This is a genomic window from Streptomyces sp. NPDC030840 (assembly GCF_055572015.1).
On sequence record NZ_JBVIEE010000010.1, the window covers coordinates 112,250 to 132,212 of the forward strand.

Sequence of the window (19,963 nt, forward strand, 5' to 3'; positions counted from 1 at the left end):
GTATGCGCAGCGGGTGTCTGTGACGGCGAACACATGAACCACTGCGTGATCGTCTCGTAACATTGCCGCATGTCTTCGACCGAATTGCCGTCCGCGCTAGCCGTAACTGTCACGCCGAAGGCGAGCCCGGTGCGGGTCGCGGACGGCGAGCGGCTGCGGTCGGTCGGACTGCCGGGGGTGACCCTGACCGTACGGTCGAGACCACCGGCGCGGGAGGGACTCCCGCCCGCCCTGTACGTGCACGGCCTGGGCGGTTCCTCGCAGAACTGGTCTGCCCTGATGCCGCTGCTCGACGGCCTGGTCGAGAGCGAGGCACTCGACCTGCCCGGCTTCGGCGACTCCCCGCCGCCCGACGACGGCGACTACTCGGTCACCGGGCACGCCCGCTCGGTGATCCGCTATCTCGACGCGGCCGAGCGCGGGCCCGTCCACCTCTTCGGGAACTCGATGGGCGGCGCGGTCGCGACCCGGGTCGCGGCGGTACGCCCCGATCTGGTCCGCACGCTGACGCTGGTCTCGCCCGCGCTGCCCGAGCTCCGCGTGCAGCGGACGGCGGTGCCCACGGCGCTGCTCGCCCTGCCCGGGGTGGCGGCGCTCTTCACACGCTTCACCAAGGGCTGGAGCGCCGAGCAGCGGGTACGAGGCGTCACGGCGCTGTGCTACGGCGACCCCGGCCGGGTCACGCCCGAGGGGTTCCGCAACGCCGTGGAGGAGATGGAGCGGCGGCTGCAGCTGCCGTACTTCTGGGACGCGATGGCGCGATCGGCGCGCGGGATCGTGAACGCGTACACCCTGGGCGGGCAGCACAACCTCTGGCGTCAGGCCGAGCGCGTCCTCGCGCCCACGCTCCTCGTCTACGGCGGCCGTGACCAGCTCGTCTCCTATCGCATGGCCCAGCGTGCGGCCCGGGCCTTCCGCGGTTCCCGCCTGTTGTCCTTGCCGGACGCGGGGCATGTGGCAATGATGGAGTACCCGGAGACGGTCGCCACCGCGTTCCGTGAACTGCTCACGGAGACGGTGGAGTTGAGTGGCCCGGCGGGTTTGTCGGGTTCGGCGGGTTGTTCGTCGGACGCGGCGGACGAGGTCGGGTCCGCCTCCGGTGCGGAGGAGTTGATCGCCGGCGCGGACGGCGGCCCGGTCTCCGAGGTGGACAGGTCCGGCACGGGCGAAGGCGGTACAGGCGTCTCCGGCGCGGGGAGTTGAGGCGCGGCGTGGGACGACACAGCCGCAAGGGACGGCCCGCCAAGGGCGGGACAACCGAGGCAGCGATGGCCCAGGGGCCGCCGGTGGCCGGGGCGGCCGACACCGCTGCGCGCGGGACGCCGCGCCACCCGGAGGGCGCACCCGCACAGGGAGTGCCCCGATTCGCCGACGGCACCCCCGCGCGTGGGGTGCCGCGCGTGCACGACGGGACGCCCGCTCAAGGCGTCCCGCGCTTCCCCGGGGCTCCTGGCGGTACGCCGGCGCAAGGGGTGCCCCGCTTCCCGGACGGCACTCCGGCGCGCGGGGTTCCGCGGTTGCCTGACGGCACTCCGGCTCACGGCACGCCGAGCTTCAGGGACGGTACGCCCGCGCGCGGGGTGCCCCGATTCGTGGACGGCACCCCCGCGCAGGGCACGCCCGAGGTGCGGGGCGGGCATCCGCAGCATCTGGAACAGGGCGGGGCATGGGGGCGGTTCGCCGCCGGGGGCGCTCCGCAGGACATGCCACGGGGCGCGTCGCACGCGCCCGGGTACGCGGACCCCCGCATACCGCGACAGCGGCAGCAGCCCGTCTCCGGTCCCGGGCCGGAGTCCGGGGCTCCTGCGGCGCCCCGCCCGGGGCGGTCCGACGCTGCCGGTGCGAGTGCTCGTGCCGGTGCCGGGCCGCGGCAGGCGTACCTCGATGCCTTCGACGAGGTCGACGACGTCTTCGCTCCCGGCCGGACCCACCGCGCGGCCCCGGGCCAGGAGGCCGGCGAGGCCGGGGAGGCGCCGCAGGACGAGGGGCTGCGGGACGAGGCGCCGGAGGCCGCGAAGGGCAGGGGGTCCAAGGGCCGGACGTTCACCGGGATCGCGGCCGCCGCGGTCACCACCGTGCTGGCCGTCGTCGTGGGCGGACAGGTGATCGCCGGTCGTGACGATTCCCCCGTGCAGTCGCAGGCCGCCACGGGCGGTGACCGCGACGCCCGCGGCTCCGCCTCGCGGAGCGACAGCCGGCCCACCCACTCCGGGACACCGAGCGCGGCCCCGCTGACGTACGGCGAGCAGATGGGCAAGAAGTACCCGCTCTCCCCCGACCTCAAGGGGAACGGGAGGTTCCAGGCGGTCATGGGCTTCGACCAGGCGCCCGGCACGGGCCAGAAGTACCGGTACCGCGTCGATGTCGAGGAGGGGCTCGGCCTCGACGCCGGACTGTTCGCAGAGGCCGTCCACAAGACCCTGAATGACGACAGGAGTTGGGCACACAACGGCGGCCGCACCTTCGAGCGGATCTCCTCGGGGAAGCCGGACTTCGTGATCACGCTGGCCAGTCCGGGGACCACCGCCGAGTGGTGCGCCAAGTCGGGCCTCGACACGACCATCGACAACGTCTCCTGCGACTCCCTCTCCACCGACCGCGTGATGATCAACGCCTACCGCTGGGCCCAGGGCTCCAAGACGTACGGCGACAAGATGTACGCGTACCGGCAGATGCTGATCAACCACGAAGTCGGCCACCGCCTGGGCAACAACCATGTGACCTGCGACAAGGACGGCGAGCTCGCTCCTGTCATGCAGCAGCAGACGAAGTTCCTGGACCACGACGGGATCCACTGCCGGGCCAACCCCTGGCCGTTCCCGGGAAGCTGAGTTCCCCGAGGAAGCCGAGCGGCGGGCGGAGGGTGACAGGCGGGCCGGCCCGGAGCCGGTCATGACCTGCCGAAGCACGGTCGCTTGATCCCGTAGCGTGACGAAACGCCGCCCGCAGGCGAAAGTCACGACCGTTCACCCCTTTTGGTGGCGCGACGGACAACCGTCCGTCGCGCCACCGTCATGTCCGCATACGTTCGTCCCGCTGCGAGCCGCCGGTCCCATGGCGGCTCCCAAACGGGAGATCGGGGGTGCACGCGTGCGCATCGGACTGCTTACGGAGGGTGGTTATCCGTATGTGAGCGGTGACGCCAGGCTCTGGTGCGACCGGCTCGTGCGCGGACTCGGGCAGCACGAGTTCGACATCTACGCGCTGAGCCGCAGTGAGCAGCAGGAGGACGAGGGCTGGATCCAACTGCCGCCTCAGGTCAGCCGGGTACGGACCGCTCCGCTGTGGAGCGCGCAGGACGACGGTGTCGTGTACGGCCGCCGGGCCCGGAGACGGTTCGCGGAGGCGTACGAGGAGTTGGCGGCGGTGGTCTGCGGGGCGGGCGCATCGGGGGGCGCTTCGGACTTGGCGGGCGCCTCCGAGCCTGGAGGTGCCCTCGACCCGGAGGGTGCTCCTGACTCGGGAGGTGCGCCGGGCGCCGAGGCGGACCGTTTCGGCGCCGCGCTGTACGGGCTCGCCGAACTCGCTCGCGACGAGGGTGGACTGGTCCGCGCCCTGCGCTCGGAAGCAGCCGTACGGACACTGGAAGGCGCCTGTCGCGCCCCCGGCGCACTGCGCGCGGCGCGCGAGGCGCGCGTGCCCGATCTGCTCACCGTCGCCGCACACTTGGAACGCGCCCTGCGCCCCCTCTCGCTCGACTGGTACGAGGGCGACGGCCTGGGCTCGGTCGACCTCTGCCACGCGGCGGCCGGCGGATCGGCCGCACTGCCCGGGCTGGTGGCCCGGCACTTCTCGGGTGTTCCGCTGCTCGTGACGGAGTACGGGGTGCAGTTGCGGGCGCACTACCTCGCGGTCTCCGGCGACGCGCCGGTCCGCGCGCTGCTCTCCGCCTTCCACCAGCGTCTGGCCGCCGAGGTTTACCGGCAGGCCGCCTGCATCACCCCCGGCAACACACACGCCCGCCGCTGGCAGGAACGCTGTGGCGCCGACCGGACCAAGCTCCGGACGGTCTATCCCGGTATGGACGCGTCCCGCTTCGCGGACGTGGGCGAGTCCGCGGACTGCGCCGATCCGTACACGCTCGTCTGGATCGGCCGCATCGAACCCGCCAAGGACCTGATCTCCCTGCTGCACGCCTTCGCGGAGGTCCGCCGGAGCGAACCGCGGGCACGGCTGCGGATCGTCGGTGCCCCCGCCCGAGGACCGGAGGGCGCGGCCTACCTCGCCCACTGCCGCACGCTGGCCGCACAGCTCTTCCCCGACGAGGCGGGGGACACATGCTCCGCCGGAGACAGCCCGGTGTCGTTCGAGGAGATCGGCGGACCGGACGTGCCGGACCTGGCGCAGGCGTACGCGGCCGGTGCGGTCGTCGTCCTGTCGAGCGCCGTGGAGGGATTCCCGATCAGCCTTGTCGAGGCCATGTTCTGCGGGAGAGCGACCGTGTCGACCGACGTGGGCGCGGTGGTGGAGGTCATCGGAGGTACGGGGCTCGTGGTGCCGCCGCGCGATCCGCGGGCGCTCGCGGAAGCGTGCGTGGCGCTGCTGCACGACCCCGAGCGCCGTGCGCGCCTCGGCGCGGCCGCCCGCGCGAGGGCACTCGAACTCTTCACCGTCGAGCAGAACGTCCAGGCATTTCGTGGCATCTATCTCGAGGTCGTCTCCCACTCACCGGTTCGGAGGATGGCCGTGGACCACATGGGCGACCCACTGCCCTTCGGCGTCCCCGCCGAGGCCCACGTCCCCGGTCGGTGGACGGAGGTCGGCCTGACGGCCGAGAGCCTGCCGGCGGCGGAAGGCCGGTTGGTGGGGGAGGGCCGGTCGGTGGGGGAGGGCCGGTTGGCAGCTGATGGTCGGCCGACGCGTGAAGGCCGTCCGAGCTGGGCGCTCCGGGCTCCGGTGCGGGCGGCGGCTCCGGGCGGGGCGGCAGCCCCGGCCTCGGCCCCGTCCCCCGCTTCGGGCGCGGCGTCGTCCGGCGAACCGGTCGCGCCGGTCGCGGCTGCGGAGGTGGCGGGATGAGCGAGCCGAGAGACACCTTGACAGCGGGAGCCGAGGCATCCGCTGATCCTGGAGGCGCCGAGGACCACATCGGCCCTGAGCCCGTGGCGCCGGGCGTCGCCGAACCCTCCCAGGGTGCCTCCGACGAAGTCGCCACGGTGACGACCCCCGAGCCGCCCTCCCAGCGAGGCGGCGCCGACCCCGTCAAGGCGCTGATGCACCGTCACCGCGCCCTCTGCGAGCGAGCCGTCGACCCGCTCGAGATCGCTGCCGGGCTGGAGGCACACGGCGTGACCGACCGTACCGCCGCCCGCTTCCGCCACCGCGACGTGTTCTCCCTGGCCGAGGAGATGTACGCGCGCGTGCCCCGCGACGAGGAGAAGCGGTGCGCGGAGCAGGCCGCGACCGACGCGCCCGGCGCACACGCGGGCTGGGCCGGGTGGGCAGCACTCGCCCTGCTGCCGGGCGCCCTGTGTACGGCGGCCGTGCTCGGTGTGCGGCTCACCGACGGCCGGCCCCGCCTCGTGATCGCCGCCGTCGGCGCCCTCGCCGTGTTCCTGGGTCTGCGCCTGGCGCTCGGCAGGGGCCCGCTGCGCACGACGTCGGACACGGCGAGCGGCACACGTGCCTGGACGTGCTGGCTGCTGGCGTACGCCGTCGGGGGCGACGGCCTGCTGAGCGCCGGCCTCGACGGCGGCCCGAGCGGCCCCTGGCCCCTGGCCACCGCACCCGTCCTGGCCCTCGCCCTCGCCTGTGCGCCGGCCGCCTGGTGCGCCCACCTCCTCGCCGTACACGCCCGCCGCAAACTGGCCGCGAGCCGTGGCCTCGCCGACTTCGCGGACTCCGTACGACCTGTCTTCCTCGCGGTGTTCGCCCTCTTCCTGTGCGCGCTGGCCGTCCTGCTCGCCCTGTGCGGCGCGGCGTTGAAGGAGCCCGTCGCATACGCCGCGGCCGGCTCCCTCGGCGCGCTGCTCCTGCTCGCCCGCCTCCTCACCACGCACGGCTTCACCCGCGCTCCCGTCCTCGCCCTCGGCGCGGCCGCGACCATCGAGGTGGTCGCTCTCGCGGCGGTCTTCGCGAGCCGTCTGCCCGGCTGCTCCTTCCTGGCCGTCCCCCTCGACACCGTCGTCGGTGCCTCGGGACCGGCCGCCGTCCCGGGTCTCGCGTGCGGCCTCGCCGCCCTGATCCTCCTGATCCACTCCACCCGCACCCTGACCCGGGCCTCGGCCCACGCCGCGCCCTCCGGAGTCCAGTGATGAGTCCTCAGCCCGTCCCTCCCGCGGGGCCGACACCGCGGGCCTTCCCCCGATCCACGGCAACCCCACAAGGAGAACGCCAGATGATCACCTCCCGAACCGGACGATCCGCCCCGGGAGCCGCCCGATGAGGGTCCTGCTGATCGGAGCCAACGGATACCTCGGCCGCTTCGTCGCCGACCGCCTGCTCGCCGACCCGGCCGTCCAGCTCACCGCGCTCGGCCGCGGCGACGACGCCGACGTACGGTTCGACCTCGCCACCGGCAGCCCCGGCGCGCTCACCCGTTTCCTGGACGCCGTTCACCCCGGAGTCGTCGTCAACTGCGCCGGAGCCACCCGCGGCGGTGCTCGCGAACTCACCCGGCACAACACCGTCGCCGTCGCCACCGTCTGCGAGGCCCTCCGCCGCAGCGGCTGCGGGGCACGCCTCGTCCAGCTCGGCTGCTCCGCCGAGTACGGCCCCAGCCAGCACGGCTCCTCCACCGCAGAGGACGCCGTGCCCCGCCCCGGCGGCCCGTACGGCGTGAGCAAGCTCGCCGCCACCGAACTGGTGCTCGGCTCCGGTCTGGACGCCGTGGTGCTGCGGGTGTTCTCACCCGCGGGTCCCGGCACCCCGGCCGGCTCCCCGCTCGGCCGCCTGGCCGAGGCCATGCGCCGTGCCATGCAGTCCGGCGACGGAGAGCTCAAACTCGGCGGTCTCGGCGTCCAGCGCGACTTCATCGACGTCCGCGACATCGCCCGCGCCGTCCACGCCGCCTCTCTCTCCGCAGCCCAGGGCGTGATCAACATCGGCTCCGGCCGTGCCGTGCGCCTCCGCGACGCCGCCGCCGTTCTCGCCCGCGTGGCCGGATACGGCGGCGCCCTCCACGAACTCGACGGACCGCCCGGCCATGTCAGGCCGTCCATCGGGCACCCCCGCCCCGAGCCGGACCACGCCGCCCCCGTCGCATATCCGTACCCCGACGGCTGCGGCAGCTGGCAGCAGGCCGACGTGCGCACGGCCCGCGACCGGCTCGGCTGGCGGCCCCGCATCAACCTCGAAGAGTCCCTCGCCGACATCTGGATGGAGGCGGCATGCCGCATCTGACCAGCACCGCGGTCGGCGCCGCGAGCACCGGCGCGGTCCTCGGGCTCGGCATTCCCGGCTATGCGCACCCCCTTCTCGCACCGATGGAGTGGAGAGAACTCACGCGTCCCGGCACCCCTGTGCACTGGGTCGTCCTCAGCGTGAGCGGCGGGCCCGGGACACGACCCGACCCGCACTGCCTGGAGGCCGCCGGCCGACTGCGCAACGCGGGCATTCGCGTCCTCGGACACCTGGATGTGGCGTACGGCGCACGGACGCTGAGCGAACTGCTCTTCGACGCGCACCGGTATCTCGGCTGGTACAGGGCCGACGGCTTCCTCCTGGACCGCTGCCCCACCGACCGCGCGGCGCTCCCCGAGGTCCGCCGCGCCGTAACCGCGCTCCGGGAACTGCACGACGGGGAACTGCACGAAGGGGAACAGCGCGACGGGGGACACATCGTCCTCGGCCACGGGACCCACCCGTACCCCGGATATGTGGAGCACGCCGATCAGCTGGTGACCTTCTCCGGGCCCTGGAGCGAGTACCGCTGGTCGCAGGTGGCCGAGTGGACCGCCGACCACCCGCCCGAACGCTTCTGTCACTTCGTGCACGGCGTGCCCCGCGGCCACCTCGACGAGGCCCTCCGCGTCGCCCGCTGGCAGGGCGCCGCCACCATCTACTTCACGGATGGCACGGACCGCGGCGGCCGCACCGACCCCTGGGAGACCATGCCCGGCTACTGGGACGACATTGTCTCGCGTGTTGGACCGGGTGTCTCGGAATGAAAAAGGGCGTGGCAGTGTTACGGAGAGAACAACTGTAGTGATTGACCGATCAACGGAGTCCCCGTGTCGCTGCCACCCCTGGTAGAGCCCGCTTCTGAGCTCACCGTAGACGAGGTCCGCAGGTACTCCCGCCACCTGATCATCCCCGACGTCGGGATGGACGGGCAGAAGCGGCTGAAGAACGCCAAGGTGCTGTGTGTGGGCGCCGGCGGCCTGGGCTCGCCGGCGCTGATGTACCTGGCTGCGGCCGGCGTCGGCACGCTCGGCATCGTGGAGTTCGACGAGGTCGACGAGTCGAACCTGCAGCGCCAGATCATCCACAGTCAGTCCGACATCGGCCGCTCCAAGGCCGAGTCCGCGCGTGACTCGGTCAAGGGCATCAACCCGTACGTGAACGTGATCCTTCACGAGGAGCGGCTCGAAGCCGACAACGTGATGGACATCTTCAGCCAGTACGACCTGATCGTCGACGGCACCGACAACTTCGCGACCCGCTACCTGGTCAACGACGCGTGCGTGCTGCTGAACAAGCCCTACGTGTGGGGCTCGATCTACCGCTTCGACGGCCAGGCCTCCGTCTTCTGGTCCGAGCACGGCCCCTGCTACCGCTGCCTCTACCCCGAGCCCCCGCCGCCGGGCATGGTCCCGTCCTGCGCCGAGGGCGGAGTCCTGGGCGTGCTGTGCGCGTCCATCGGCTCCATCCAGGTCACCGAGGCCATCAAGGTCCTCACGGGCACGGGTGAACCGCTGGTCGGCCGCCTGATGATCTACGACGCCCTGGAGATGCAGTACCGCCAGGTCAAGGTCCGCAAGGACCCGAACTGCGCGGTCTGCGGCGAGAACCCGACCGTCACCGAGCTCATCGACTACGAGGCCTTCTGCGGCGTGGTCTCCGAGGAGGCCCAGGAGGCGGCCGCCGGCTCGACGATCACTCCCAAGCAGCTCAAGGAGTGGATCGACGACGGTGAGAACATCGACATCATCGACGTCCGCGAGATCAACGAGTACGAGATCGTCTCGATCCCCGGCGCCCGTCTGATCCCCAAGAACGAGTTCCTCATGGGTTCCGCCCTGGAGAGCCTTCCGCAGGACAAGAAGATCGTCTTGCATTGCAAGACGGGTGTCCGCAGTGCGGAGGTTCTCGCCGTCCTCAAGTCCGCGGGCTTCGCCGACGCGGTCCACGTCGGCGGCGGCGTCATCGGCTGGGTCAACCAGATCGAGCCGCACAAGCCGGTGTACTAGGCACACGCATCCCGCCAAGGGGCCCGGCACCGTGGGTGCCGGGCCCCTCTCCGCTGCCGGCGCCGGCGGCAGGGGTGCGGGGACGGGCCGCCGGGCGGGCAGCCCGCGCTCAGGCCGGGCTAGGAGCAGACCTTGCCGTCCTCGGGCACCGTGCCCTTCAGCAGGTAGGCGTCCACCGTGGAGTCGACGCACTCGCTCCCGCTCCCGTACGCCCCATGGCCCTCGCCCTTCCAGGTGAGCTCCACACCGACGCCGTCGCCCAGCTCGTCCGCCATCTTCTTCGCGCCTTCGTACGGCGTCGCCGGGTCCCCGGTGTTGCCCACGACCAGCACCGGTTCGGCTCCCGGAGCACTGACCTCGGGTGTGTCGAACTGACCCGGCACCGGCCAGTCGTGACACCAGCCTGCCGTGTCCCAGCCCAGGAACTCCCCGAACACGGGCGAGATCTCGCGGAACTCCGGCAGCAGCTTCTTCGTCTCCTCGGCGGTCGGCCGCTGCTTCTGGTCCAAGCACGATATGACCCGTTGTGCATGCGTCGTCGTGCCGTAGCGGCCGGAGGAGTCGCGCTCGTTGTAGCCGTCGGCGAGCGCCAGCAGCTGGGAGCCGTCCCCGGCCTGGGCCGCCTTGAGCGCGCTGGTCAGGGTCGGCCAGCTCTGCTCGCTGTAGAGCGGCAGGACGATGCCGGTGACGGCCAGTGTCTGAGTGAGCTCGCGGCCGGACGACGCCGCCAGCGGCTTCGCGTCGATCCGCTTCAGGAGGTCCACGATCTTCTGCGTACCCTCCTTCGGGTCCTGGCCCGTCGACTTCAGGTAGTTGTCGAGGGCGCGCTGGAACCCGCGGGCCTGGTTCTCCGCGTGGCCCACCGCGTCGGCGCTCGGGTCGACGACCGCGTCCAGCACCAGACGACCCACGTTCCTGGGGAACAGGTGGGCGTAGACGCCACCGAGCTCCGTTCCGTACGAGATGCCGAAGTAGTGGGTCTTCTTGTCGCCGAGGACCTGTCGCATGAGATCCATGTCCCGGGCCGTGTCGGTTGTCGAGACGTGCGACAGCAGCTTGCCCGCCGCCTTCTCACAGCCCGCCCCGAAGTCGGCGGCGTCCTTGAGGTACGCCGTCTCCTCGGCCGCGTCGTCCGGAGTGGCGTCCACCTTTTCCGCCGCCTGGATGTCCTTGTCGCTGCGGCAGCGCACGCCCTCGCTCCCGCCGACCCCGCGCGGGTCCCAGCTCACCAGGTCGTACCGCTCGTGCAGGCTGCTCACGATATCGGCGTACGACGGCATCATGGAGACGCCAGAGCCGCCGGGGCCCCCGAAGTTGAACATGAGCGATCCGATGCGGTCACCCTGACCGCCGGTCGACTTCGAACGGATCAGCGAGAGCCCGATCGTCTCACCGTTCGGTTCGTTCCAGTCGAGAGGTGTCTTCAAGGTGGCGCACTGCCAGTCGCCGCCGGGCGCCGGGCCGTCCGCCGTCGCCTTGCAGCGGCCCCAGTCCAGCTTCTGGGACGTGAGGGAGGCGGGCAGCTTCGATGACGCACCCGACGACGAGGCCGGCGCTCCCGCGTCGTCCTTCCCGTCGTCCGAGCCGCCCTCTGATCCGCCGCTGCAGCCGGCCATCAGTACCGCGGCGGCGGCCAGAGCCGTCCACCGTCCGTGTCGCGCCATGAGCAGTTCCCCCCTCGCCTCGTCGTCCGCCGGATGCCGCGGATGACAGTCATGCCATGGTAGGCGTACCGCCACGAACCACACGGCGGCCTGTGGATAACTACATGACCTGCGCTTTTGTAGGTGTGGGGCGCAAGTGCACAGCCCTGCCTCACGAGCAGACGCTCCCCGCCGCAGGTGTCTTCCCCAGCAACAGGTAGGCGTCCACGGCACCCCGCACGCACGGGTTCCCGCTGCTGTACGCGCCGTGTCCCTGCCCCTCGTACGTCAGCTCGACCCCTACTCCCTCACCCAGCGCCTCCGCCATCTTCCTCGCGCCCTCGTAGGGTGTGGCCGGGTCGCCTGTGTTGCCGACCACGACGATCGGTGCCGCGCCGGGCGCGCTCACGTCGGGATGCTCGGCGGCGCCGGGCACGGCCCAGCCGGTGCAGCTGATCATCCCCCAGGCGAGGGTGTCGCCGAAGAGAGGGGACGCGGCCCGGAACTCGGGCAGCTTCGCCGTCACGTCCTCGACGGTGTAGCGAGGTGCGGCGTCCGCGCAGTTGATGGCGACGTTCGCCGGGATGACGTTGCTGTACTCGCCGTCCTCGTTCCGTCCGTTCTGTGAGTCGGCCAGCACCATCAGCAGTTGGCCGTCACCCCGGTACGCCCGCTCCAGACCCTGTGTCAGGTACTCCCAGAGGCCCTTGGAGTAAAGGGCATGCAGGATTCCGCCCGTCGCGAGTGACTGGGTCAGGTCGCGTGGGAAGACGCCGGGGATCGGCTCCGCGTCCAGGTCCTTCAGCAGCGCGGCGATCCGGTCCTTGACCTGCTGCGCGGTGTCCCCGACGGGGCAGCCCTCCTGTTTCGAGGCGCAGTCCCGCGCGTAGTTGTCGAGCGCCAGCTGAAACCCCCTGGCCTGTCCGAGCAAGCCCTGCTCCGGGGTCTGCGTAGGGTCGACGACCGCGTCGAAGACGGCCCGCCCCACGTTCCTGGGGAACAGGTGGGCGTACACGCCACCGAGCTCGGTTCCGTACGAGATGCCGAAGTAGTACAGCTTGCTGTCACCGAGAACGTGGCGCATCAGATCCATGTCGCGGGCCGCCTCCGTGGTGCGGACGTGCGGCAGCGTCGCACCGGACTTCTTCTCGCAGGCCGAGTTGAACGACTCGGTGCTGTCGCGGAGCTTCTCCTCCTCGGCGTCGTCGTCGGGTGTCATGTCCTGCTGGAGGTACTCGTCGAGGCCCTCGGCGTCCTCGCACTCGACGCCCGCGCTGCGGCCGACCCCGCGAGGGTCGAAGCTCACCAGGTCGTATCGGGTGCGCAGCTTCGCGAAGCCGTCGGCGAAGGCGGGCAGGCTCCTGACACCCGAACTGCCGGGACCACCGAAGTTGAAGACGAGGGAGCCGATGCGTTCGCTCCTGTCGCCGCTCGCCTCCGCCCGGATGAGCGCGATACCGATCGTGTCGCCCCCGGGGTCGTCCCAGTCGAGCGGGGCCTTCAGTGTGGCGCACTGCCACACGTCGCCGTCCGGCAGCGGGGAGGGTGCCTCCCCTCCGCCCTCGGACGTGGATGGCGCGGGGCAGTCCTCCCAGCTCAGCTTCTGCTCGGTCAGGTCCTCGTCCTCGGCGTCGTCACCGCAGCCCGTCAGCAGGGGACACAGCAGGACGGCCGTGGCGGTCAGGGCGGCGCGCAACCGGGACGCGATGGGCATGCTTCCCATCCTGGCCGCGCTCCGTCCGGTGCGCTCGGGGCGCGGGCCGGGCGGGTGAGGACCGCTTTCCGACGGTCACGCGCGTGTGTGTGCCGTGTTCGCGCGTGTGCCGTTTTCACGGTCACGCGCGCGTGCGCCGTGTTTTCCGCGCGTGCCCGGCCCGGCAGTCGTACGTCTGCCTACAGTGCGCCCTTGCGTGTCAGATGGTTGAACGCCAGCCAGCCCGGCAGCACGGGCAGCCACAGCGTGAGCAGCCTGTACAGGAGCACGGCCGGCGCCGCGACCTCCTTGGGGAGCCCGACCGCGATCAGACCGACGGTGAGGGTGGCCTCGACCGCGCCCACACCACCGGGGGTCGGCGCCGCGGAGCCGAGCGCGTTGCCGGCGAGGAAGACGACCGCGACGCTGGCGATGCTCAAGGAGGGCATGTCCTCGCTGCCGAACGCCCGGATCGACGCGTCCAGGCACATCACGAAGCACGCCGTGAGCAGCAGCATGCCGCCGATGCCCGTGATCAGCTTCTGCGGGCGCTGCAGCACGTCGAGCATGCGCGGTACGACGCCCGCGAACAGCGACCTCACACGCGTGACGACGAACTTGCGCAGGAACGGCACCGACGTGACCACCAGCACGAGGACCGCGACCGTCAGCAGGCCCGCGATGACCGTACGGGACGGTGACAGGGAGGGAGTCTTCTCGGTACCCGTCAGATAGCCGAAGGACAGCAGCATCAGGATGTGACAGCCGAGCCCGAACAGTTGCGACGCGCCGACGCTCGCCACCGCGAGCCCTGGTCGCACCCCCGAGCGCTGCAGGAACCGCGCGTTGAGGGCGACCCCGCCCACCGCGGCGGGCGCCACGATCTTCACGAACGATCCGGCGACCTGCGCCGCGATGGTCCGCAGGAACGGCACGCGCTCGGGTACGAAGCCCAGCAGGCTCATGGCCGCCGCGACATAGCTCAGCGCGGAGAACGCGACGGCCGCGGCGACCCAGCCCCACTCGGCGTTCTGGATGAGCGGCCCGAACTCGATGTGGGCGAGCTGCGACAGCAGGAAGTACCCGCCGATCGCGCCGGCGATGAAGCTGATCAGCGTGCGCGGCCTGATGCGCTCCAGCCGGGCCGGTTCGACCGGGGCCTGCGGCCTGATCAGCAGGACCTGATGGCGGATCTGGGTGAGCAGGTCCTCCTCGCGCGCCTCCTCGATGGCTTCGTCGATCGCGCGCTTCTCGGCCCGCTGCTCGGCGCGTACGGTCTTCTTGGCGGGCTTCCCGGGGGCGGGCTCCTCGGACTCCTCCAGTCGGGCCTGCTTGGCGTGCTGCGACGCCTCCAGGACCGCCTCACGCTCTCGCTCCGCGCGCTCCCGCGCCAGCCTGCGCAGTGTCGCGCGTGTGGAGCGCGACAGCGCGATGGGCTGCAGCAGTGGCAGACAGTCGGCCACCGCGTCGGGGCCGAGCACGCTCACCGCGGAGCCCACCGCGCGCTCGGCGCCCACCCGCAGGCCGAGCGTCGTGAGCAGCTGGGACACGTCCATGCGCAGCAGCAGGTCACCAGCCGCGATCTCGCCGACGCGCAGATCGGTGAGGATCACCGTGCCGGAACGATCCACCAGGATCGCGTCACCCACCAGCCTGCGGTGCGCGATGCGCCGCGACTGCAGCGCCTTCACCTGGTCCCAGGTGTCGTGCAGCAGCTCGTCGGTGATCTCCTCGTCCTCCAGGGAGTCGAGGGTGCGCCCGCCGGTGTGCTCGTAGACGAGCATCACGGCGTCGGGGCCGAGTTCCGAGGTCGCGATCAGCTTCGGGGCGTTGGCACCCGCCGCGATGGCCGCGTAGGCGAGCAGGGCCTCCTGTTCCAGGGCCTGGCGCAGGGACTGGAGGCTGCGGCGGGTGGCGAGGCCGCGCAGCGTGAGGTTGCGCCAGGCGCGGTAGAAGAAGCCCTGAGCCTGCTGCTCCCGGTCGACCACCGTGACGTCCAGCGGCCGGCCGTCCTCCAGCGTCACGAAGTACCTGCGGCCCCGGTCGCCGCTCTCGGCGGTGTCCGGGACCTCCTCACGGCTCGCGCTCACGGGCTTGAAGCCGACGCGCCGCAGCCCGGCCATCAGGGTCCGCCCGGTGGGGCGCACGTTCGGCGAGCCCACCGCGTACAGCGTCCCGTAGGCCACGGTCCAGCCGATCAGCACCGTCAGGATGATCGAGAACGGTGTCGTATAGCCGGTGACCAGCATCGAGAAGGCGTCGAGCAGCAGCACGATCCACAGCACCGCGCGCCACCGCGGTCTGCGGGACATGCCGACAGCGGTCATGTACGCGATGACGGGTGCGAGGTAGCCGTGCACCGGGTCCGTGAGGGCGGTGATGTCGCCGGGCGAGGGCTGGGTGAGCGCCTCCTGGATCGAGTCCGGGGCCGCTCTGGCGACCCAGAGGTCGGTGGCGAGGGTCACTCCGTGCGCGAGGACCGCCGCGAGCACGCCGTCGGCGATGCGCAGGCCGTCGCGTTTGATCAGCCGCTCGATCGCGAAGGCGACCGGCACCAGGAGGATCGCGATGCTCGACGCCAGACCCGCGATCTTGATCAGTAGATCGGGTGCCTGTCCGGTGCCCTTGTTGATGTCCTGTTCGAGCCCGGACGTGGTGCCGTGCGCGAACGCGGCGATGGCCAGCAGCACCACGATCCCGAGCAGGCCCACCGAGAGCCTCATGAGGTCGGAGGGGCGGTGCACGCGCGCGGGGAGCAGCGGTTCGTCGCCCTCCAGTTCGTCGACGTACGCCTCGTCCGAACCCTCCGCGTTCGACTCCACCTGCGGCTTCTCGTCCTCGTGTGCCTTGCGGGAGGGTGATTCTCCGGTCGTCTCACGGGCGGGTGACGTGCCGGTCGTCCTGTCCTCGCCGGAGGTGTCCGGACGCGACGACGCGTCAGAGGTGCCCGCAGCGTCTTCTGGGTGCACGCTCTGCTGCCTCATCGTCTCTTCTTGGTCTCGTATCACCGGTCACCGCCCGCACGATGGTGGCATGCCCCGTCGACACGCGCGGGCATCAGGGTGCGACACGGGGGCGCACAGTCTGCCCGAAGCGTGCCGCGAGGGCGAGCGATACGCGCGGCTGCCACCACGTCCCATTGTCGGTGGGGTCGGGCAGGATGGGGCGGATGAGCGAGGAAAGCCTTCCGGTGGACGCCTTGCCGGAGTACGCGGAGCGGGTCCTTGAGGTCGCCGAAATGATCCCGCCCGGGCGCGTCATGACGTACGGCGATGTCGCCGAGTGGCTGGAAGAGGGCGGCCCGCGCCAGGTGGGACGCGTGATGGCCCTCTACGGGGGCGCGGTCGCGTGGTGGCGGGTCATACGCGCGGACGGCGTACTTCTCCCGGGCCACGAACTCGATGCCTTGGGGCGCTACCGCGCCGAGGGCACACCGCTGCGCGAGGCGAGCCGTGCCTCCGAGGGACACATGCCGCGAGTCGATATGAAGCGGGCGCGATGGGACGGCGGCGAACGCGCGCAGGATCACACCTGACACCTTCCGGCATCGAGCGGGCCGGGTGGTGCCCTGTGGCTCGCACGGGGCAAGCGGGGCATGTCCGTGGCATGGCGTACGTTCGTGAGGTGAGGGACGCGTGTGCCACGCGGGCCGGGAGGGAACAAGAGGAAGCCCCGCTTCCGCGCCGTGCGTCGGCGTAGCGTCAATGTCGCGTGCCCCTCTCACCCCGCTGCCACCGCCCTCCACGCACAACCCGAGTACGACCTCCAGGACCGGCGAACCACGTGAGCTCCTCTTCCTCCACCACACACCTGCCGCACCCCAGGGCGCGGCAGGGGAGCCGTGGCGCCTACCGGCTGGTGCGTACCCCGCCGGACAGGGTGGATCCCCCTCGTCTTGACGCAGGCCAGCGCGCCGTGGTTGACCACGGCACCGGTCCACTGCTCGTTCTCGCAGGTCCGGGCACCGGCAAGACCACCACGCTCGTCGAGTCCGTGGCGGCCCGTATCGCACGCGGCACGGACCCCGAGAGGGTGCTCGTCCTGACGTTCAGCCGCAAGGCGGCGGTGGAACTGCGCGACCGCATGGCCCTGTGCATCGGGGCCGCGCACGCGCCCCAGGCGACGACGTTCCACTCCTTCTGCTACGCCCTGGTCCGCGCCCATCAGGACACCGACCTGTTCGTCGAGCCCCTGCGGCTGCTCTCCGGTCCCGAACAGGACGTGGCCGTCCGTGAACTGCTCGCCGGCCAGCCCGACCTGGAGCGCCTCGGTCTGGCGCACGTCCGCTGGCCGGACGAACTGCGCGCCTGCCTGACCACACGCGGCTTCGCCGACGAGGTCCGTGCGGTGCTGGCCCGCAGCCGCGAGCTGGGACTGGGCCCCGCCGACCTGCGGCACTTCGCCGCCCGCACGGGCCGCCCGGACTGGCTCGCGGCCTCCGCCTTCCTCGCCGAGTACCTCGACGTCCTCGACCTGCAGGGCGTCCTCGACTACGCCGAACTGGTCCACCGCGCCGTGCTCCTGGCCCGGCGCCCCGAAGTCGCCGAGCGCCTCGCGGCGCAGTACGACGCCGTCTACGTGGACGAGTACCAGGACACCGACCCCGCACAGGTACGGCTGCTCGACGCACTCGCGGGCGCCGGCCGCACACTCGTCGCCTTCGGGGACCCCGACCAGTCGATCTACGCGTTCCGGGGCGCCGACGTGAACGGCATCCTGGACTTCCCGGTCGCCTTCCCGCGCGCGGACGGCCGTCCGGCCCCGGTGGAGGTCCTCAGGACCTCCCGCCGCTCGGGCGCCGCCCTGCTCACCGCCACGCGCCTGCTCACCCAGCGCATGCCGCTGACCCGCCTCCCCGCCGAGAAGGTACGGGCCCACCGCGAGCTGAAGCCGGTGACGGACGGGGGGCGCGTGGAGGTGTACACGTACCCGACCCCGGGGACCGAGCTGGACAACATCGCGGACATCCTGCGCCGGGCCCACCTGGAGGACGGTGTCCCGTGGAGCGACATGGCGGTCCTCGTGCGGGCGGGCTCCCGCATGATCCCGTCGGTCAGGCGGGCGCTCACCGCCGCGGGCGTACCCCTGGAGATCGACGGAGACGACCTCCCGCTGCGGCACGAACCGGCCGTGGCACCCCTGCTGACAGCGCTGCGTGCGGTGGCGCGCGCGGAAGCGGGCCAGAGCGGTGAGACGACCTCCGAGGAGCACCGAGGGCCAGCGGAACTCGAACGGCCTGGCGAGCACGCAGGCCCTGAGGACTCCGAACGGCCCGGCGAGCACGAAGGCCCCGAGGACTCCGGGCCTCGGGCCCCCTGGCTCGACACCGAAACGGCCCTCGACCTCCTCGCCTCCCCCCTCGCGGGCATGGACACGGCCGACCTGCGGCGCCTCGGCCGCGCCCTGCGCGAGGAGGAACGGGCCGCGGGCAACGCCCTGCCCCCGCCCTCGGACGACCTGTTGGCGCGGGCGCTGGCCGAGCCGGAGCGCCTGGTCGCGCACGACCCGACGTACGCGCGAGGCGCCCAGCGGCTCGGCGAACTGCTGCGCCGGGCCCGCAGGCGCCTCGCCGACGGCGGCACGGCCGAGGAGGCGCTCTGGGAGCTGTGGGACGGCACCCCGTGGCCCAGGCGGCTGGAGTGGGCCGCCCGGCGCGGCGGCGCGGCCGGGCGCAACGCGGACCGCGACCTGGACGCCGTGTGCGCGCTGTTCGCGACCGCGGCGCGCGCGGAGCAGCGCACCGGCGGGCGCGGCGCCCTGAACTTCCTCGAGGAGATCGAGGCCGAGGACATCGCCGCCGACACGCTCACCAGGAGGGCCGTACGCCCCGACGCGGTCCGCCTGATGACAGCGCACCGCTCCAAGGGCCTTCAGTGGCGCCTGGTGGTCGTGGCGGGCGTCCAGGAGGGACTGTGGCCGGACCTGCGCCGCCGCGGTTCGCTCCTGGAGGCCGACCGCATCGGACGCGACGGACTCGCCGAACCCCTCACTCCGGGCGCGCTCCTGGCGGAGGAGCGGCGCCTGTTCTACGTGGCCGCCACGCGCGCGCGTGAACGCCTCGTGGTCACCGCGGTGAAGGCCCCCGCCGACGACGGGGACCAGCCCTCCAGGTTCCTCACCGAACTCGGCGTCGAGCCCAAGGACGTCACCGGCCGCCCCCGCCGCCCGCTGTCCGTCGCCGCACTCGTCGCCGAGCTGCGCGCCACGACCGTGGACCCGCGCGCGTCGGACGCCCTCAGGGAGGCCGCCGCCCGCCGCCTGGCCCGGCTCGCCGCGCTCGGCGACGAGGACGGCCGCCCCCTGGTGCCCTCCGCGCACCCGTACCGCTGGTGGGGCATGTTCGAACCCACGGAGAGCAAGGTCCCGCTCAGGAACCGCGACCAGCCCGTCGTGCTCTCCGGCAGCGCCCTCGACCAGCTCGCCAACACCTGCGCCCTGCAGTGGTTCCTGGGCCGCGAGGTGAAGGCCGACGCGCCCGCGACAACGGCCCAGGGCTTCGGCAACGTCGTCCACGTCCTCGCCGACGAGGTCGCCTCCGGCCGCACCCCCGCCGACCTCGCCGTCCTCATGGAGCGCCTCGACTCCGTGTGGAACGCGCTCGCCTTCGACGCGCCCTGGAAGTCGGCCCAGGAGAAAGAGCACGCGCGCGTGGCGCTCGAACGCTTCCTGGCATGGCACGTCATGGACCGCACCGGACGCACTCCGGTGGCCAGCGAGCACGACTTCGACGTCACCCTGGAGGCGGGCGACTACGAGGTACGCATCCGCGGCTCCATGGACCGCGTCGAGACGGACGGCGACGGCCGCGCCTATGTCGTCGACTTCAAGACCGGCAAACAGTCGCCCACTGCCGCCGAGGTGGCGCGCCACCCCCAGCTCGCCGTCTACCAGCTCGCCGTCCGCGAGGGCGCCGTCGACGAGGCCTTCGACGGCGTACGTCCCGAACCGGGCGGCGCCGAGCTCGTACAGCTGCGTCAGGGGGCGGCCAAGAAGGACGGCGGCGATGCCGTACCGAAGGTGCAGGCCCAGCAGCCCCTCGCGGGGGAGTGGGTCGGCGAGTTGCTGGCCAACGCGGCGGGCAAGGTCCTCGACGAGCGGTTCTCACCGACCACGGGACAGCACTGCGCCCACTGCTCGTTCCGGGCGTCGTGCAGCGCCAGGCCGGAGGGGCGTCACGTCGTCGAGTGACGCCTGTCACACAGCACCATGCGGGCCGGCCGGCGTTTCCCTCCGCCCCGGGACGAGCCGGGACCCGTTGTCAGTGGGCACCGCTAGCCTCT

At 72.1% G+C, this 19,963-nt stretch carries 12 protein-coding genes; 9 read left to right on the forward strand and 3 right to left on the reverse strand.

The genetic code is table 11. The features are described 5' to 3' along the window. Positions 1–69: 69 nt before the first annotated feature. The 7 genes from ACZ49J_RS22550 to moeZ all read left to right on the forward strand — a co-directional run bounded on the left by ACZ49J_RS22550 (position 70) and on the right by moeZ (position 9,347). Positions 70–1,203 (forward strand): alpha/beta fold hydrolase, encoded by a 1,134-nt coding sequence (locus ACZ49J_RS22550; RefSeq protein ID WP_467455838.1) that lies wholly within the window; start codon positions 70–72, stop codon positions 1,201–1,203. Positions 1,204–1,211: 8 nt separating this feature from the next. Continuing rightward, positions 1,212–2,831, forward strand: a complete 1,620-nt coding sequence (locus ACZ49J_RS22555; RefSeq protein WP_467455839.1) for a DUF3152 domain-containing protein — start codon at positions 1,212–1,214, stop codon at positions 2,829–2,831. 259 nt (positions 2,832–3,090) lie between these two features. Continuing rightward, positions 3,091–5,016 carry a DUF3492 domain-containing protein gene (locus ACZ49J_RS22560; RefSeq protein WP_467450968.1) on the forward strand — a complete coding sequence of 642 codons (1,926 nt, stop codon included), beginning with the start codon at positions 3,091–3,093 and terminating at the stop codon, positions 5,014–5,016. Then, complete coding sequence (locus ACZ49J_RS22565; RefSeq protein WP_467450967.1) at positions 5,013–6,251, forward strand: hypothetical protein; 1,239 nt, start codon at positions 5,013–5,015, stop codon at positions 6,249–6,251. The genes ACZ49J_RS22560 and ACZ49J_RS22565 overlap by 4 nt, the downstream gene beginning before the upstream one ends. A 127-nt stretch (positions 6,252–6,378) precedes the next feature. Then, on the forward strand, positions 6,379–7,338 hold the full coding sequence (locus ACZ49J_RS22570; protein ID WP_467450966.1) for an NAD-dependent epimerase/dehydratase family protein: 960 nt from the start codon (positions 6,379–6,381) through the stop codon (positions 7,336–7,338). Continuing rightward, a complete protein-coding gene (locus ACZ49J_RS22575) occupies positions 7,326–8,105 on the forward strand; it encodes a spherulation-specific family 4 protein (protein ID WP_467450965.1) in 780 nt (259 codons plus the stop codon). The genes ACZ49J_RS22570 and ACZ49J_RS22575 overlap by 13 nt, the downstream gene beginning before the upstream one ends. Positions 8,106–8,168: 63 nt before the next feature. Further along, complete coding sequence (gene moeZ, locus ACZ49J_RS22580) at positions 8,169–9,347, forward strand: adenylyltransferase/sulfurtransferase MoeZ (RefSeq protein WP_467450964.1); 1,179 nt, start codon at positions 8,169–8,171, stop codon at positions 9,345–9,347. A 119-nt stretch (positions 9,348–9,466) separates the two neighbouring features. On the opposite strand, the gene ACZ49J_RS22585 is transcribed toward moeZ, so the two are convergent. From ACZ49J_RS22585 to ACZ49J_RS22595, 3 genes are all read right to left on the reverse strand, one after another. Beyond that, a complete protein-coding gene (locus ACZ49J_RS22585; protein WP_467450962.1) occupies positions 9,467–11,011 on the reverse strand; it encodes an alpha/beta hydrolase in 1,545 nt (514 codons plus the stop codon). 151 nt (positions 11,012–11,162) lie between these two features. Further along, entirely contained in the window at positions 11,163–12,704 is a 1,542-nt protein-coding gene (locus ACZ49J_RS22590; protein ID WP_467450961.1) for an alpha/beta fold hydrolase, read from the reverse strand. Between the two features lie 179 nt (positions 12,705–12,883). After that, positions 12,884–15,667, reverse strand: coding sequence for a lysylphosphatidylglycerol synthase transmembrane domain-containing protein (locus tag ACZ49J_RS22595; protein ID WP_467450960.1), 2,784 nt, complete (start codon positions 15,665–15,667; stop codon positions 12,884–12,886). A 185-nt stretch (positions 15,668–15,852) separates the two neighbouring features. Between ACZ49J_RS22595 and ACZ49J_RS22600 the strand changes: the two genes are divergently transcribed. Further along, complete coding sequence (locus ACZ49J_RS22600) at positions 15,853–16,218, forward strand: MGMT family protein (protein WP_467450959.1); 366 nt, start codon at positions 15,853–15,855, stop codon at positions 16,216–16,218. 248 nt (positions 16,219–16,466) lie between these two features. Beyond that, positions 16,467–19,871 (forward strand): ATP-dependent helicase, encoded by a 3,405-nt coding sequence (locus tag ACZ49J_RS22605; protein ID WP_467450958.1) that lies wholly within the window; start codon positions 16,467–16,469, stop codon positions 19,869–19,871. Positions 19,872–19,963 lie beyond the last annotated feature (92 nt).